Raw genomic sequence first — 14,285 nt, 5'->3', positions numbered from 1 at the left:
GTCAGAGACAACCGTAAAGCGCATCGACCAGCCGCCGGGCACGGGGGTCACCCTGCAGGAAACTCGACTGTCGATTCATCACATACGCCGCCGACAGGTGCCGGTCGGGATCGCCGAGGGCAAGCGATCCTCCCCAGCCAGAATGAGCCAGCGTCTCGGGATTGGGGCCGTAAATTCCCAGATTGTTCCGCATGACGCCGGAGGCAAATTCAGTCACGAAGGGCAGGACGAGATCCTCGCCCATCACACGGCGCCGGGTCAAGGCAGAGAACGACTCCTCTGGAATCAACGTCTTGCCGCCGAGCGTCCCCTGATTGGCATAAATGCCGTAGAGCTGGGCGACCGACTTCGCGCTACCATGACCATTGGCGGACGGAATCTCGATCTCCCGCCAGATCGCGCCGCCACGGTCCGGCGAGGCCCACTTGGTGAGGAAGGCTACCTTCTTGAATTCATTGATGTCACCGAGCTGCGGCATCTCTCTCGGCCGCATGATCTCAGCGACCCGCTCATGATCCTCAGTCGGCAGGCCGATCTGAAAATCGATTCCGTTCGGCGTACAGAAATCCTCGCGGAGGATGGTGCCAAGGCTGCGGCCGCTGATGCGCTGGACAATTTCCCCGGCAAGGTAGCCCCAGCTCAGCGGGTGGTACCCGTGCGCCGTCCCCGGTTCCCAGAGCGGCTCCAGTTCGGCCAGCGCTGCAGCAAGGGCGGGCGGATCGAGCCAGAGCGCCGGATCGATCGGGTCCTTGAACCCGCAGAGGCCAGCCTGGTGAGAGAGCATCTCCGCAATGGTGACATCGCCTTTCCCTCCGGCGGAAAACTCTGGCCAGATGGCGCTGACCCTTGTCTCATACCCGTCCTCCAGCGCGCCGATAGCAGAGGCGATGACCAGCGCAGCGATACCTTTTGTCGTGGAATAGACCGGGACGATTGTGTTTTCATCCCACGGCGCATCCTTCTTGCGGTCGGCATATCCGCCCATGAGGTCCACCACGATCTCCCCATCGAGTATGGCCGCAAATCCGGCGCCGAGTTCTTCGCCGGCGGCGAAATTTTCCTCGAAGACTTCCCGCACAGGCTCGAAGCCCGGGGCCACGGTTCCGCGAATCTCGCTCATGAACCAACTCCTTCAAACTTTCCCGGGAGCGATACACAAGCGAGCCGGGAAGAAAACCCTGCACATTCCGCCGCACTGGACAGATTGCGGCGGAAAAGGCATCGAAAGCGCCAAAGCGTTTGAGGGATGAAAGCAGAATGACCACACAGACCACCCATCGCCCCCGCCGATCCTGCCTCTACATGCCCGGCGCCAATCCACGCGCCCTGGAGAAGGCAAAATCACTCCCCGCCGACACCGTTATCCTCGACCTGGAAGACGCGGTTGCACCAGACGCCAAGGAAGAAGCGCGCGAGACGGTGTGTTCTGCAGTAAAAGCGGGCGGATACGGCAAGCGCGAAGTGGTCATTCGCGTTAATGGACTCGACACGGAATGGGGCCTCGACGACATGAAAGCTGCCGTCGCGGCTGGCCCAGACGCCATTCTCGCCCCAAAGGTGATCGACGGGGGAGACATCGACCGGCTCGATGATGCCATGAGCCGCGCAGGCGCGCCGAAAGAGATGGGTCTCTGGGTCATGATCGAGATGCCCAAGGCCATCCTCAACATCATGGATATCGCCGAAGCCGCCGGCCGTACGCGCCTTTCAGCCTTCGTCATGGGTACGAACGACCTCGCCAAGGAACTGCGCGCCGTCAACGATCCTGCCCGCACCGCCTTCCAGACATCGCTCGGCCTGACTATGGCGGCCGCCCGGGCCTTTGACATTGTCGCAATCGACGGCGTCTACAACGATATCTCGAACGCCGAAGGCCTGGAAAACGAAGTCCGTCAGGGCCGCATGCTGGGTTTTGATGGCAAGACCCTGATCCACCCTTCACAGATCGAAACCACCAACCGCATTTTCGCCCCTGAAGAAGCCGATGTTCAGCAGGCCCGCGACGTCATCGCTGCCTTTGCGGATCCGGGCAACAAGGGCAAGGGTGTTCTGAAAGTAAACGGAAAAATGACCGAGCTCCTCCACCTCGAAGAAGCAAAACGCATCGTCGCGGTTGATGAGGCTATAAAGGCAATGGAGTCCGCATAGATGACCTACACCCTGCTTCACCACACAGGCTGCAGCACTTCGCGCAATGGCCTCGCCCTGCTGGAGGAGAACGGCATCAAGCCCGAAATTCGCAAATACATGAACGCTGGTGATGCCCTTACAGTTGACGACCTCAAGGACATCGCAAAGAAGATGGGCGATGTGTCGCCGCGCGCCTTCCTGAGGGAAAAGGATGCGAAGAAATTCGAGATCTCCGACACGCTGGGCGATGAAGAGCTCTTTGAGGCTATGGTCCAAAACCCTCGGCTCATTCAGCGTCCGATCGGCATAAAGGACGGCAAGGCGGTTCTCGGCCGCCCCATCGACAAGCTGCTGGAAATTGCCTGACTCCGCACCGATCCGTAAAATTCAACACATCTCGTAAGAGCGGCGGAAAAGTCTGTTTGCCATAAGGCACGCATGACAATCGCCCTGTTCATCGCCGCCGCTCTGTTTGGCTTGTCGCTGCTGCTCTTTTTTGGGCCGCAAATGGTCGCCTATGGCAAGGCCGGCTTGCGCGATGCGCTTGACCGGCCCGAAGCGAAGATCATTGCCAGCGGTCTCGTCACGGCCATGGCCCTGCTGCTTTTTGCCCCGCTCGTTGGTTCCGGCTTGATTTCAGACGGAGAGACAGGGCAGGTGGTCGCAACAACTCTGACGGGGCTATTGCTTGGCTGATTGCCGACGCTCGCCCCAGAAAATCTTCCGAGGGCAAGCCATGACAAAATCCAATCCGGGCCATTATTTCGAAGACTTCAAGCCAGGCATGGAGCTTGTCCATGCAACGCCGCTCACAGTGTCGGCGGGCGACATTTCGTTGTATCGCGCCCTGACCGGTGCGCGCCATGCGCTGTACTCAGCCGAAACGTTCGCCGCCGCCAACGGCTTTCCTGCCCTGCCGGTCGACCCGCTGCTCGCCTTCCACGTGGTCTTCGGCAAGACGGTACCGGACATCTCGCTGAATGCGGTTGCCAATCTCGGTTATGCGGACGGGCAATTCCTGAAGGACGTTTATCCGGGTGATACGCTGACGGCGATCTCCGAGGTGATCGGAATCAAGGAGAACTCCAACGGCAAGACCGGTGTCGTCTGGGTCCGCACGCGCGGCGAGAACCAGAAAGGCGAAACGGTACTCTCCTATGTCCGCTGGGTGATGGTGAACAAGAAGGATCCTTCCAGTCCGGCGCCCGACCCTGTCGTGCCGGACCTACCGGATGCCGTTCACGCGTCCGCGCTCACCGTCCCGGCCTATGACGATTGGGACGATGCACTGGCGGGATCGAAATGGCGTTATGGCGACTATGAGATCGGCGAGAAAATCGACCATGTCGACGGCATGACCGTAGAGGAAGCAGAGCACCAAATCGCCACGCGCCTCTACCAGAATACAGCGAAGGTTCACTTTGACGCCCACGCGCAGAAAGAAAGCCGGTTCGGCAAGAGATTGATCTACGGCGGCGTCGTCATCTCGATCGCCCGCGCCCTGTCATTCAACGGACTGGAAAGCGCTGCACAGATGCTGGCCATCAATGCGGGCACCCATGCCGGACCGCTCTTCTCAGGCGACACGATCTACGCCTGGTCGGAAGTCCTCGACAAGGCCACGCTGAATGACACGACCGGCGCCCTTCGCCTGCGCCTGGTGGCGGCGAAGAACCACCCGTGCACCGATTTCCCGCTACGCGGCGAAGACGGAAAGTATGCGGGCAATGTCATTCTCGACTTCGATTACTGGGCTGCCATCCCTATCTAGTCGCACAGAATGATCAATCTCCTCGAAGGCCTTTCCCTGTTTGGCGTGGCGATCGCCACCATGCTGATGGCCATTGCCAGCCTGCTTGGCACAATGACCCTGAAGCAGGTCGTCGAGCTGGGCCATGTCGATGCACGCATTCTTTGCAACCTGACAGGCATCACCGATCCGCGCGAATTGCAGGATGTCTTTGGCCCACCGACCATGAACCGCGTCTGGCATGGGCTGACACTGGCCGATATCGAACGTGAGCGCCGGCCAGCCGGCTATCTCGTCAGTGACGACCGCGTTGACTGGATCTCGATCGGCGTAGCGTTCCTTGCTCTTTTCTGGCGGCACCCCGTTGCGGACCTGTTGCTGATCGTTGCTGCGGTGTCACAGATTGCCGGCTGGGTGATCGCATCGAAGCTGCCGAAGTAGATTCCGGCTTTCTCTGTTCTCATTCGCACCCTACATGACCTATCCATGAAGGTCTGGAAAATGAATGGCGCAGGCAATGCCTTCGCGGTCTTTGACGCGCGGGACAGGAAATTCGCGCCCGATGAAAATCGCATCCGCGCTATAGCGGAACAAATGAAGGCCGACCAGGTCATGTCGATCGAGCGTGACGCGACCGTCGATGCCTTTCTGCGCATCTGGAATTCTTCGGGCGAAGAAGTCAGCGCCTGCGGGAACGGCACGCGTGCTGTCGCGCACCTGCTTCTGGAAGAGTCCGGAAAACCGGAAGTGAAAATTCGCACCCAGGCCGATGTACTGAAAGGTCGGCGCGCGGGCGAAAACCTCGTCACCATCGACATGGGTTCTCCACTCATGGCGTGGGAAGACATCCCGTTGTCAGAAAAGATGGATGTACGCGGCGTGGACGTCCGCATCGGCCCGATGGACAAGCCCTATCTTTCCAAGCCCGCCGTTGTTTCCATGGGAAATCCGCACGCAGTGTTCTTCGTCGACGATGTCGATGCCTATGACATCCCGCAGATCGGACCTCTCGTCGAGTGGCACCCGCTTTTTCCAGAAGGCACGAATGTCGGATTTGCACAGGTGATCGACCGGCAGACCATTCGCCTGCGCGTCTGGGAACGCGGGGCAGGCCTCACCAAGGCTTGTGGGACCGGGGCCTGTGCGGCGCTGGTCTGCGCCGCACGCGCAGGCAAGACTGACCGCAAGGCCAAGCTCATCCTTGATGGCGGAGAGTTGACCATCGACTGGCGGGAAAGCGACGATCATGTCTTCATGACCGGCCCGGTCGAGCTGGAGATGACGTTCGAGGTCTGACGGCGGGCCCTGAAGACCAAATTCGCTGACCTCCGATCCTCCGCCCGCAGCTGATAAGTCTTGAATAAGCGGGCCAGACGCGCGATCTGAGCGGCTTGGCCATGACGACGAAGCCCCCCTCCCTTGCCCAGCCCCAGGTAATCACACTGGGCTGCCGCCTGAACTCCTATGAGTCCGAGGTGATGAAGGGGCATGCCGAAAAAGCCGGGCTCGAAGACGCGATCATCGTCAATACGTGCGCCGTGACCGCCGAAGCCGTCCGTTCGGCGCGCCAGACGATCCGGCGGGCCCGGAAGGACAATCCGGATGCGCAGATCATTGTGACCGGCTGCGCCGCGCAGATCAATCCGGATGAATTTGCCAATATGCCAGAGGTCAGCCGCGTGATCGGCAATCAGGAGAAGATGCAGGCCGGGACCTGGTCCTCGCCAGCACTGCGCCATGGCGATACAAAAGTGCTCGTCAACGACATCATGTCGGTCAAAGAAACCGCGGGCCACCTGATCGACGGCATGGAGGGGCGCGCCCGGGCCTATGTCCAGGTCCAGAACGGCTGCGACCATCGCTGCACTTTCTGCATCATCCCGTTCGGCCGGGGGAATTCGCGCTCAGTCCCGGCCGGAGACGTCGTCCAGATGATCCAGCGTCTTGTCGACACTGGCCACTATGAAGTCGTGCTGACTGGGGTCGATCTGACCAGTTGGGGAGGCGACCTGCCCGGAAAGCCCCAGCTTGGAAACCTGGTGCGCCGCGTCCTGAAACTGGTTCCGGACCTCAAGCAGCTGCGGATTTCGTCAATCGACGCGATCGAGATGGATGACGCCCTGTTCGAAGCGATGGCCGATCCGCGCATGGCGCCTTTCATGCACCTTTCCCTTCAGCATGGCGACAATCTCATACTGAAGCGAATGAAGCGCCGGCACTCGCGCGAGCAGGCGATTGAGCTGGCCCAGAAGCTACGGGGAATTCGGCCCGACATCGCCCTCGGTGCGGATATCATTGCCGGATTTCCGACCGAGACCGAAACTGCGTTCGAGAACTCCCTCAAGCTTGTTGATGAGTGCGGTCTCGCCTTCCTTCATGTCTTTCCATACAGCCCGCGGCCCGGCACACCGGCCGCCCGGATGCCTCAGCTGGAAAAGGCCGTGATAAAAGCGCGCGCATCCCGGCTTCGAGCGGCGGGCGCAGCAGCGCTTCACCGCCATCTCGATCGTCATGTCGGTCAGCTTCGCAGCGTCCTGGTGGAGCAGGAAGCCAGTGGCCGGCTGGGTGATTTTTCTCAGGTCTGGCTGCAGGGCTTCGACCGGCTTGAAGCTGGACGTCCGGTTGAGGCAAGGATAGTCGAGCACGATGGACAAAAACTGATCGGTGAGCCCGCATGATCCTCTGGTTCGGAAAAAAGAAGAAAAAGAAGGAACTGGAAGAAGCCGGCACAGAGATGCAGGCGCCGGAACTGTCGGCCGACGAACTCGCAGCTCGCGAAGCTGCTGAGAAGGAAGAGGCTGAACGCAAGGCCGCCGAACAGGCCGAGATTGAACGAAAGGTCGCCGAAGCCAATCGTGCATGGGAAGAGCGTCAGCAGCGCGAGCGAGAGGCCGCGGAAGCTGAACGCCGGCGACTTGCCGACGAGGCCCGAAAAACTGAAGAGGCGCGCGAAGCGGCCCGAAAAGCTGCGGAAGAGGCCCGCCAGAAAGCTGAGGCTGATGAGGCAGCCCGCCAAGCGGCCGAAGAAGCTGAAGCGGAGGCCCGGCGGCTTGAGGAAGAAGCCGAAAAGGTTCGCCAAGAGGAAGCCGAGCGTGTCGCAGCCCAGCAGAAGGCCGAAGCTGAACTCAAACTCCTGGAAGAACGCCGCCGCGCCGAAGCAGCACGCGAAGAGGAAGCGCGCCGCAAGGCGGCAGCTGCGGCTGCCGAACCAGACCCATATACCGAGGTCAAATCACCCGGCTTCTTCAGCAAGCTTACCACCGGGCTTTCGAAATCCTCATCCAAGCTTGGTGCCAGCCTGACGGGCGCGTTTAACAAGCGCAAGCTGGACGATGACGCCCTGGAGGAGCTGGAAGACCTTCTGATCACATCCGATATGGGTGCGCGGGTGGCGGCAAAAATCACGTCCAACCTTGCGAAGACCCGTTTCGACAAGGACGTCACTGATCAGGAAATCAAGGAAGCGCTCGCTGAAGAAATCGAGGCCATCATGGCGCCACGCGAGCAAGTCGTCGACTTCTCGGATGGCCCAACACCTCGCGTCGTTCTGTTCGTCGGCGTGAACGGTTCGGGTAAGACCACCACAATCGGCAAGATTGCGTCGAAACTCAAAGAACAGGGCGCCAAAGCCGTTCTCGTCGCCGGCGACACGTTCCGGGCGGCCGCTATCGAACAACTTACGGTCTGGGGTGAGCGGGCCGGAATACCTGTCATGTCAAAGCCAACCGGTGCGGATGCCGCCGGACTGGTCTACGAGGCCATTGAAAAGGCAAAGGCCGACAACCTGGACTTGGTCCTTGTCGACACGGCAGGCCGCCTGCAGAACAAGGCGGAGCTGATGTCGGAACTGGCGAAGATTGTGCGCGTAGCGCGCAAGCTCGACCCTGAAGCCCCGCACGATGTGATCCTCGTTCTGGATGCAACTGTCGGCCAGAACGCCCTCTCGCAGGTGGAGGCATTCCGGCACACAGCAGAGGTTTCCGGGATCGTCATGACCAAGCTCGACGGCACGGCGAAAGGCGGCGTGCTCGTCGCGATCGCAGAAGCACACGACCTGCCTATCCATTTCGTCGGGGTTGGAGAAAAAGCCGAAGACCTGCAGCCTTTCAGTGCAGCCGCATTTGCGAAAGCCCTTGTCGGAATGGACGAAAAGGAGCCGGCGTGACCGCGGACGGCAAATCCACGCTCCGCGCAGACCTGAAAACGCTGCGTGAAGAGCTTCATGCCCGCGATCCGGATGCTGGAGAGACGCTTGCGGCGAAGTTTCCCCTGAAATTGCTGGAGCGGTATGGGCCGATCGTGTCTGGCTACTGGCCAATCAGCAGCGAGATCGACCCGCGCCCGCTTATGCAGAAGCTCGCACAGGCTGGAGCGAAACTGGCGCTGCCGCGCATCGATGAGGACGGCACCATGTCCTTTCGTCTCTGGCACGAGAAGGATCCGTTGGAAGCGGGGGCATTTGGACTGAATGAGCCGCCGCATTCAGCCCCCCGCGTCCAGCCCACGCTCATCCTCATGCCGCTTCTTGCCTTCGACAAGGTCGGCAACCGGATCGGCTACGGAAAAGGTCACTATGACCGCGCGCTTGCATCACTCCGGGCCGATGGGCGGATCTTCGCATGCGGCCTCGGCTTTCACGGCCAGATGATGGACGAACTGCCAGCCGAACCGCATGACCAACCGCTCGACTGGGCCGTGACTGAGCGCGGATCCGTCCCAATCTTCATGATGCGCAATTTCGGCAACAACGACGATAGTGACGGCACCGGCGGAAACGGCCCCAGCGCCGCCTGATCCAGACGCCGCTAGAACCGGTCGAGCAGACGCTCCAGATAGTCGCGCTCTTCCTCATCGGGTGTCTCGCCATAGCGCCGGCGAAGCTCTTCAAGGATGTCCTTGGCGCGCTGGCGTTCTGCCTCGTCGGGGATGTTCACATCGCGCCCGTCAGACACGCCACCAAGCGGTCGCCCGAAGGGATCGGTTTCGTTTGACCCGCCACCATACTCGTCACCAAGGCGCTCACGGCGCAAGTCGTCTAGCTGACCGGCCAGCCCCTGGGCGAGATCGAGCAGCGATTCGGTAGCTTCATCCTGGTTGCGCTGAGCACGCATCGTATTGCCGTCCCGAAGCGCGTCGGCCGCACGGCGCTGGGCGCGTTCAATGGCTTCAATCGTCTCCTCATCCAGCTCGCCAGCAAGACCGCCGAAGCCTTCGCCATCTTCATCCTCGGCGCTGCCGCGCCCGAGACGTTCAGCAAATTCTTCGACCCGGTCACCGAGCCCATCCTGGCGATTGGCCAGATTGCTTCCTTCCGAGCCTGGATCCTCGCTTCCCTCACCGAACGGTGATTGACCGGGCTGGGTTCCGGACCCTGGACCTTCGCCACGCTGTTCGGCCAGAGTGTCGTCGTTCAATTCGCGCTGTTCGCGCAGCAGATCCGACAACTCCCGCAGCGTTTCCGACAGGTCCTGTTCTTCCTGCGGAACGTCTTCCTGGTTTTCGCCCTGCTGCTGGCCCGGCATGCCAGGTAGGCCGTCGCCACTGCCGCTACCCTGCTGGAATTGAAGGTTCTCCAGCATGTTGGTGATGTCGGCGAGCAATTGTCGCGCCTGATCCGTCGCGCCTGTTTCCGTCAAATCGGACAAGGCATCAAGCATGTCGGCAAAGTCAGACCCGCCGAGGCCTTGTCCGCCACCTTGCTGGGCACTGTCGGTATCGTTGGGCGGCGCCTCGAGTCCATTAGCGAGAGCCTCAGCCATCCGGGCGGCCAGATAATTCTGCGCCGCCTGCTTGAAGGCCTCGAGGCGCCGATTGATCTCGGCTTCAGAGGCGCCGTCCCGGAGCGCTTCTTCCAGCGCCTCGCGCGCCGCCTGCAGAGCGCGAAGCGCATCGGCGGCACTGCCGTATTCCGCGCGGAGGGCCAGCGACCAGAGAATGGGCTCGGTCGTGTCCGCTTCATCAGTGGAGTCCGCGACCTGAAGCATCGACTCCACATGCCGCAGACCGAGATAAATGCTCACATCCTCGAAATAATAAGCCGGCTTGTAGGTCACCGCCTCGATCATGCGGGCCGCGCGCTGGATACCGTGAGGCGCATAACCGATACGCTGCGTGGCTGCGGTGTAGACGGCGCCCGCAGTCAGCGCCTCGTCATTTACCGGAATCGCATCATAGGGGGCATCTTCGCGCAGGATGGTTACGCGGATATCCTGGATCGCGCGAGCGAGTGGTTGCAGCAGCAGCTTCTCCGGGATGACGAAATCGACCGGTTCACTAAGACCTACCTGGCCAGCGCCATCGGTTGCACGAAGGCGCATTTCGGTCTCAAGACCCGCCCAGCGGTGACGGGTCAGATCGATTGCGGTTGTATCTTCGGCCTCCTTCGGCGAAATCGCCGGCATCTGGACCGCGACGGAATCGGGCTCTCCGTTCCCGCCGGCATCTGTTCGGGAAAAAACAAGCTCAAGGCGCTCAACCCCGTAATCGTCGGAAATCTTCCAGCCGAACTCTGTCTTGTCGTTTGGCAACAACTCGGGCGCGGACACCCATTCGACGCTCGGCGGCGCATCGGGTGACGCCCTGACCACCCAGGACGCCCGCTTGCCCCACCAGGTGACGCGAATCTCGCTATCCGCGTCGATGATGGCTCGGGCCTCATAAGCGCCTTCAGGCGTAACATCGAAACGCATACGCTGGTCGTTGCCGGCTGAATCGACAAGCAGCTTAGGCGCAGACGGAGCCTGGGCCCGGACCGTAATTTCCGATCCGGCAGGGACACGAACCGGCTTTTGGGCATCGCGAAGGAAGATTGGCGGACGCCCGGTATGCCGCGGCGGAGTTATCCAAGCTTCGATGCGTATCGAATCCGCGCCAAAGAGGCTGCCGATATCCGGTGAAAAAGCGCGCTGCATGCGTTCACCGGCGGAATTCCATGCCATCAGAAGGGCGACGGCGACGAGGCCCGGCACAATGTAGCGGAGGTAAAGTGGGTCAAAGGCCTTCCATTCGGCAGCAAAGCTCGGAACGTTCAGGCGTCGCGCCGCATCCGTGAGGCGCGTCTCGTGCGCCCGCCATAGTGACACCCCGTCCGCATCCGGCCGCGAGGGCCGGTCTGACAGCGTTGTGAGTGGTCGCAAGTCTGACTGACGATCCAGCGCATCAACGGCCTGCTTACGCGTCGGACCGGCATAACGTGCCCAGCCAAGTCCGCCGAGTACGACCAGGCCTGTCACGAAGACGATCAACGAAAGCGAAGCGAATTTCTCGCTTGCCGCGTCGAAGACGCCGGTCAGCGCAAAGATCAGGAAAAGGCCGACCAGAATCGCGAATGGCCAGAATGCGCGCGCGGCGGCCAGACGCCAGAGATTGCCGCGTGTTCGCGCGATCTTTGGTTCAACGCCGGGGATACGCTTCAGGTCAGCCAATCAGGTGTCGTCTCCAGGGCAATCATCTCGTCAAAGGTAGGCCGCCTGCGGACAATGGCATACTTGTCGCCATCCACAAGCACCTCAGCGACCAATGGTCTCGCATTGTATTGCGACGAAAGAACGGCGCCGTATGCACCCGCAGACATGAAAGCGAGGCGCTCGCCCGGACGGATGACTGGCAAGGGCCGCTCGGTCGCAAACTTGTCAGTCGACTCGCATATCGGGCCGACAACATCATAGTTGATCTGCTCCGTGCCGTCTGGACGCTCCTCCAATGGCAGAATATCGTGATGCGCCTGATAAAGCGCGGGCCGCATAAGGTCGTTCATACCAGCATCGACAATCAGGAAGGTGCGCTTGGGCGCTGGCTTTGTGAACAGGGCTTCCGTGATCAGGACGCCTGCATTCCCCGCAATAACGCGGCCAGGCTCCAGAATGACCTCAACGCCAAGCCCCTCGGTTACCTGGCGGATCATGTTTGCATATTCGGACGGCGGTGGAAGGTCGTCGCCAGGCTTGTAAGGGATTCCCAGGCCGCCCCCAAGGTCGAGCCGCGTGATGGCGTGCCCGGCATCGCGCAGGCGGCGAACCAGCGTAACAACACGCTCAAAGGCTGCCCGCATGGGCGCGATGGCATCGATCTGGGAGCCGATATGCACGTCGACCCCCACTGCCTCGACGCCGTCGAGCTCTGCAATCCTGGCATACAGCGCGTCGGCCGCTTCCCATGGCACACCAAACTTGTCGCCCGCCTTGCCCGTGGAGATATTCGGGTGACCGCCAGCAGCCACGTCCGGATTGACGCGAACGGCAATCTTGGCAGTCTTGCCTAGTGACGAAGCAACATCCGATAGCACTTCCACTTCGGCTGCACTTTCAACATTGAACTGATGGATTCCTTCTTCGAGACCGAGCCGCATTTCCTCCCGTGTCTTGCCAACACCTGAAAAGACAATCCGTGAAGGAGGTATGCCGGCGGCCCGCGCGCGTTTCAGCTCTCCGCCGCTAACAACATCCGCTCCGCAGCCTTCCGCGGCCAGCGTCTTCAGGACGCCGAGATTGCCATTGGCCTTGACCGAATAGGCAATCAGGCAGGACATTCCATCAAACGCCTCACCAATCACCCGGGCATGCCGCCTCAAAGTCGCAGATGAATAGACATAGACCGGCGTTCCGACCTCGTCGGCAATCGCATCGAGCGAGACGTCCTCACAATGGAGGCGTCCGTTCCTGTAATGAAAATGGTGCACGTACGTTCTGGCTCAGCCGGGTTCGATCTCGCCGAGGCCGCCTTCGTCCACATCCACTGTCGGATCCGGCTTGGGCGTCTCGCCGCCTATAGAATTGTAATACGCTTCATCCTGCGGCTTTTCGGGCGCGAGCGCGAATTCGACAGGTGCCGCGACCGGCGTCTGGGCCTCTTCAGTCGGCGGGTCGGAAAAGATTGGTGGTGGCCGCTGAAGGTCACCACGAATGCCGCAGGCTGTCAGAAGGGCTGTCGCGCCCAGTGCGAGGGTCAGCTTGATGGGTGTTCGTTTCATTCGGGTGTTCCGGCCTCCAGGCCCAGTCTGGTCTTCCACAATTGCACCTGCTCGCTGACGCGGACAGGTGAAGTACCGCCATAGCTCTGACGGCTGGCGGCCGAGGCTTCAACGCTTAGCACGGAGAATACGTCTTCCGTAAGGCGTGGTTCGACTGTCTGCAGTGATTGTAATGGCAACTCTGACAGGTCCTTGCTTTCGGATTCTGCCATGGCAACGATTCTGCCGGTAACATGGTGGGCGTCACGAAAAGGCATTTTAAGCTCGCGGACGAGATAGTCGGCAAGGTCGGTCGCAGTAGAAAAACCCTTGGCGGCGGCGTCGCGCATCCGGTCCTTGTTGAAGGCAACGGTGTCGATCATCCCCGCCATGGCCCTCACGCAGAGTCCAAACGTGTCGAAGGCTTCAAACGTCAGCCGTTTGTCGTCCTGGAGATCCTTCGCGTAGGCAAGCGGCAGCGCCTTCACCGCGCCCTGAAGGCTAGCAAACTGTCCGGCGATCAGGGCTGCCTTTGCCCTTATAAGCTCGGCCGCATCCGGATTGCGTTTCTGTGGCATGATCGAAGATCCTGTGGACCAGGCATCAGACAGGGTCGCAAAGCCAAACTGGGCGCTGGTCCAGAGAACCAGCTCTTCAGCCAGCCGCGACAAATGCGTCGCCGCAATCGACAACGCCGCCAGCGCTTCAAGCGCAAAGTCACGCGCCGAGACTGCGTCGAGCGAATTCGCCATCGGCCGGTCGAAGCCAAGCGCCTCGGCTGTCATGTCTCGATCGACCGGGAAGCCTGTACCTGCAAGCGCCGCTGCGCCAAGCGGGGATTCATTGAGCCGAACGGCCGCATCGCGCATCCGTCCTCTGTCGCGCTCTGCCATCTCGACATAGGCCAGCAAATGGTGGCCCAGCGTAACAGGCTGGGCGGTCTGCAGGTGCGTGAAGCCTGGCATGACGGTGTCGGTGTGCTCACCTGCCCGGCTGATAAGGATCTTCTGCAGCTCCAGCAGGCCTGATTGCGCTTCGGTCAGCGCACCCCGCGTCCAAAGTCGGAAATCCGTGACCACCTGGTCATTGCGCGAGCGGGCTGTGTGCAGCCTGCCTGCGGGCTCGCCAATGATCTCCTTCAGCCGCGCCTCGACATTCATGTGAATGTCTTCCAGTTCGACGCGATAGGGGAAGGCTCCCGACTTCACTTCTTCCAGAACCTGGTCGAGACCGGCCTGGATCGCTTCATTGTCTTCTTCAGTGATGATCGCGCATTCTGCGAGCATGTCCGCATGGGCCCGGCTGCCAGCTATGTCCTGGACGGCCATGCGGCGGTCAATGTCGATCGAGGCGTTGATGGACTGCATGATATCGGACGGTTGCGCGGCAAAGCGTCCCCCCCACATCTGCTGGCCTTTACTGTCCTTATTGCTCATATCTCTGTCCTGAAACTCGGAG

The 14,285-nt window shown here is 60.8% G+C and carries 14 protein-coding genes; 9 read left to right on the top strand and 5 right to left on the bottom strand.

Annotated elements, in window-relative coordinates:
- Position 1: 1 nt before the first annotated feature.
- Positions 2-1,120 (bottom strand): serine hydrolase domain-containing protein, encoded by a 1,119-nt coding sequence (locus D1227_RS03040; protein ID WP_119403717.1) that lies wholly within the window; start codon positions 1,118-1,120, stop codon positions 2-4.
- A 137-nt stretch (positions 1,121-1,257) separates the two neighbouring features.
- Here D1227_RS03040 and D1227_RS03035 point away from each other — a divergent pair, with 137 nt between their 5' ends.
- From D1227_RS03035 to D1227_RS02995, 9 genes are all read left to right on the top strand, one after another.
- Entirely contained in the window at positions 1,258-2,148 is an 891-nt protein-coding gene (locus tag D1227_RS03035; protein WP_119403716.1) for an HpcH/HpaI aldolase/citrate lyase family protein, read from the top strand.
- Entirely contained in the window at positions 2,149-2,496 is a 348-nt protein-coding gene (locus tag D1227_RS03030) for an ArsC/Spx/MgsR family protein (RefSeq protein ID WP_119375716.1), read from the top strand.
- A gap of 72 nt (positions 2,497-2,568) precedes the next feature.
- Positions 2,569-2,826, top strand: a complete 258-nt coding sequence (locus D1227_RS03025; RefSeq protein WP_119403715.1) for a hypothetical protein — start codon at positions 2,569-2,571, stop codon at positions 2,824-2,826.
- Between the two features lie 40 nt (positions 2,827-2,866).
- Positions 2,867-3,901 carry a MaoC family dehydratase gene (locus D1227_RS03020; RefSeq protein WP_119403714.1) on the top strand — a complete coding sequence of 345 codons (1,035 nt, stop codon included), beginning with the start codon at positions 2,867-2,869 and terminating at the stop codon, positions 3,899-3,901.
- Positions 3,902-3,910: 9 nt separating this feature from the next.
- Complete coding sequence (locus D1227_RS03015; RefSeq protein WP_119375713.1) at positions 3,911-4,321, top strand: hypothetical protein; 411 nt, start codon at positions 3,911-3,913, stop codon at positions 4,319-4,321.
- 45 nt (positions 4,322-4,366) lie between these two features.
- Positions 4,367-5,176 carry a diaminopimelate epimerase gene (dapF, locus tag D1227_RS03010; protein WP_119375712.1) on the top strand — a complete coding sequence of 270 codons (810 nt, stop codon included), beginning with the start codon at positions 4,367-4,369 and terminating at the stop codon, positions 5,174-5,176.
- A gap of 101 nt (positions 5,177-5,277) precedes the next feature.
- On the top strand, positions 5,278-6,558 hold the full coding sequence (gene mtaB / locus D1227_RS03005) for a tRNA (N(6)-L-threonylcarbamoyladenosine(37)-C(2))-methylthiotransferase MtaB (protein ID WP_119403713.1): 1,281 nt from the start codon (positions 5,278-5,280) through the stop codon (positions 6,556-6,558).
- A complete protein-coding gene (gene ftsY, locus D1227_RS03000) occupies positions 6,555-8,045 on the top strand; it encodes a signal recognition particle-docking protein FtsY (protein WP_233349435.1) in 1,491 nt (496 codons plus the stop codon). The genes mtaB and ftsY overlap by 4 nt, the downstream gene beginning before the upstream one ends.
- Positions 8,042-8,674 (top strand): 5-formyltetrahydrofolate cyclo-ligase, encoded by a 633-nt coding sequence (locus D1227_RS02995; protein ID WP_119403712.1) that lies wholly within the window; start codon positions 8,042-8,044, stop codon positions 8,672-8,674. Before ftsY ends, D1227_RS02995 begins: the two co-directional genes overlap by 4 nt.
- Before the next feature lie 11 nt (positions 8,675-8,685).
- Here D1227_RS02995 and D1227_RS02990 read toward each other — a convergent pair whose 3' ends face one another.
- Genes D1227_RS02990 through argH form a run of 4 tightly spaced genes read right to left on the bottom strand, consistent with a single transcriptional unit; the run spans position 8,686 to position 14,263 of the window.
- Entirely contained in the window at positions 8,686-11,304 is a 2,619-nt protein-coding gene (locus D1227_RS02990) for a DUF4175 domain-containing protein (RefSeq protein WP_119403711.1), read from the bottom strand.
- Positions 11,292-12,557: a diaminopimelate decarboxylase gene (lysA, locus tag D1227_RS02985; RefSeq protein WP_119403710.1), complete on the bottom strand. Its 1,266-nt coding sequence runs from the start codon at positions 12,555-12,557 to the stop codon at positions 11,292-11,294. Before lysA ends, D1227_RS02990 begins: the two co-directional genes overlap by 13 nt.
- A 12-nt stretch (positions 12,558-12,569) precedes the next feature.
- Complete coding sequence (gene lptM, locus D1227_RS02980) at positions 12,570-12,848, bottom strand: LPS translocon maturation chaperone LptM (RefSeq protein WP_119403709.1); 279 nt, start codon at positions 12,846-12,848, stop codon at positions 12,570-12,572.
- Positions 12,845-14,263 carry an argininosuccinate lyase gene (gene argH / locus D1227_RS02975; protein WP_233349437.1) on the bottom strand — a complete coding sequence of 473 codons (1,419 nt, stop codon included), beginning with the start codon at positions 14,261-14,263 and terminating at the stop codon, positions 12,845-12,847. The genes lptM and argH overlap by 4 nt, the downstream gene beginning before the upstream one ends.
- Positions 14,264-14,285: the final 22 nt, after the last annotated feature.

This window comes from Henriciella mobilis (assembly GCF_003576315.1).
Lineage (GTDB): Bacteria > Pseudomonadota > Alphaproteobacteria > Caulobacterales > Hyphomonadaceae > Henriciella > Henriciella mobilis.
This window is presented reverse-complemented; position numbering and strand designations above follow the sequence as displayed.

Coding starts and splice junctions, on each gene's coding strand:
- D1227_RS03040 (WP_119403717.1), bottom strand. CDS start 1,120: ATGAGCGAGATTCGCGGAACCGTGGCCCCGGGCTTCGAGCCTGTGCGG.
- D1227_RS03035 (WP_119403716.1), top strand. CDS start 1,258: ATGACCACACAGACCACCCATCGCCCCCGCCGATCCTGCCTCTACATG.
- D1227_RS03030 (WP_119375716.1), top strand. CDS start 2,149: ATGACCTACACCCTGCTTCACCACACAGGCTGCAGCACTTCGCGCAAT.
- D1227_RS03025 (WP_119403715.1), top strand. CDS start 2,569: ATGACAATCGCCCTGTTCATCGCCGCCGCTCTGTTTGGCTTGTCGCTG.
- D1227_RS03020 (WP_119403714.1), top strand. CDS start 2,867: ATGACAAAATCCAATCCGGGCCATTATTTCGAAGACTTCAAGCCAGGC.
- D1227_RS03015 (WP_119375713.1), top strand. CDS start 3,911: ATGATCAATCTCCTCGAAGGCCTTTCCCTGTTTGGCGTGGCGATCGCC.
- dapF (WP_119375712.1), top strand. CDS start 4,367: ATGAAGGTCTGGAAAATGAATGGCGCAGGCAATGCCTTCGCGGTCTTT.
- mtaB (WP_119403713.1), top strand. CDS start 5,278: ATGACGACGAAGCCCCCCTCCCTTGCCCAGCCCCAGGTAATCACACTG.
- ftsY (WP_233349435.1), top strand. CDS start 6,555: ATGATCCTCTGGTTCGGAAAAAAGAAGAAAAAGAAGGAACTGGAAGAA.
- lptM (WP_119403709.1), bottom strand. CDS start 12,848: ATGAAACGAACACCCATCAAGCTGACCCTCGCACTGGGCGCGACAGCC.
- argH (WP_233349437.1), bottom strand. CDS start 14,263: ATGAGCAATAAGGACAGTAAAGGCCAGCAGATGTGGGGGGGACGCTTT.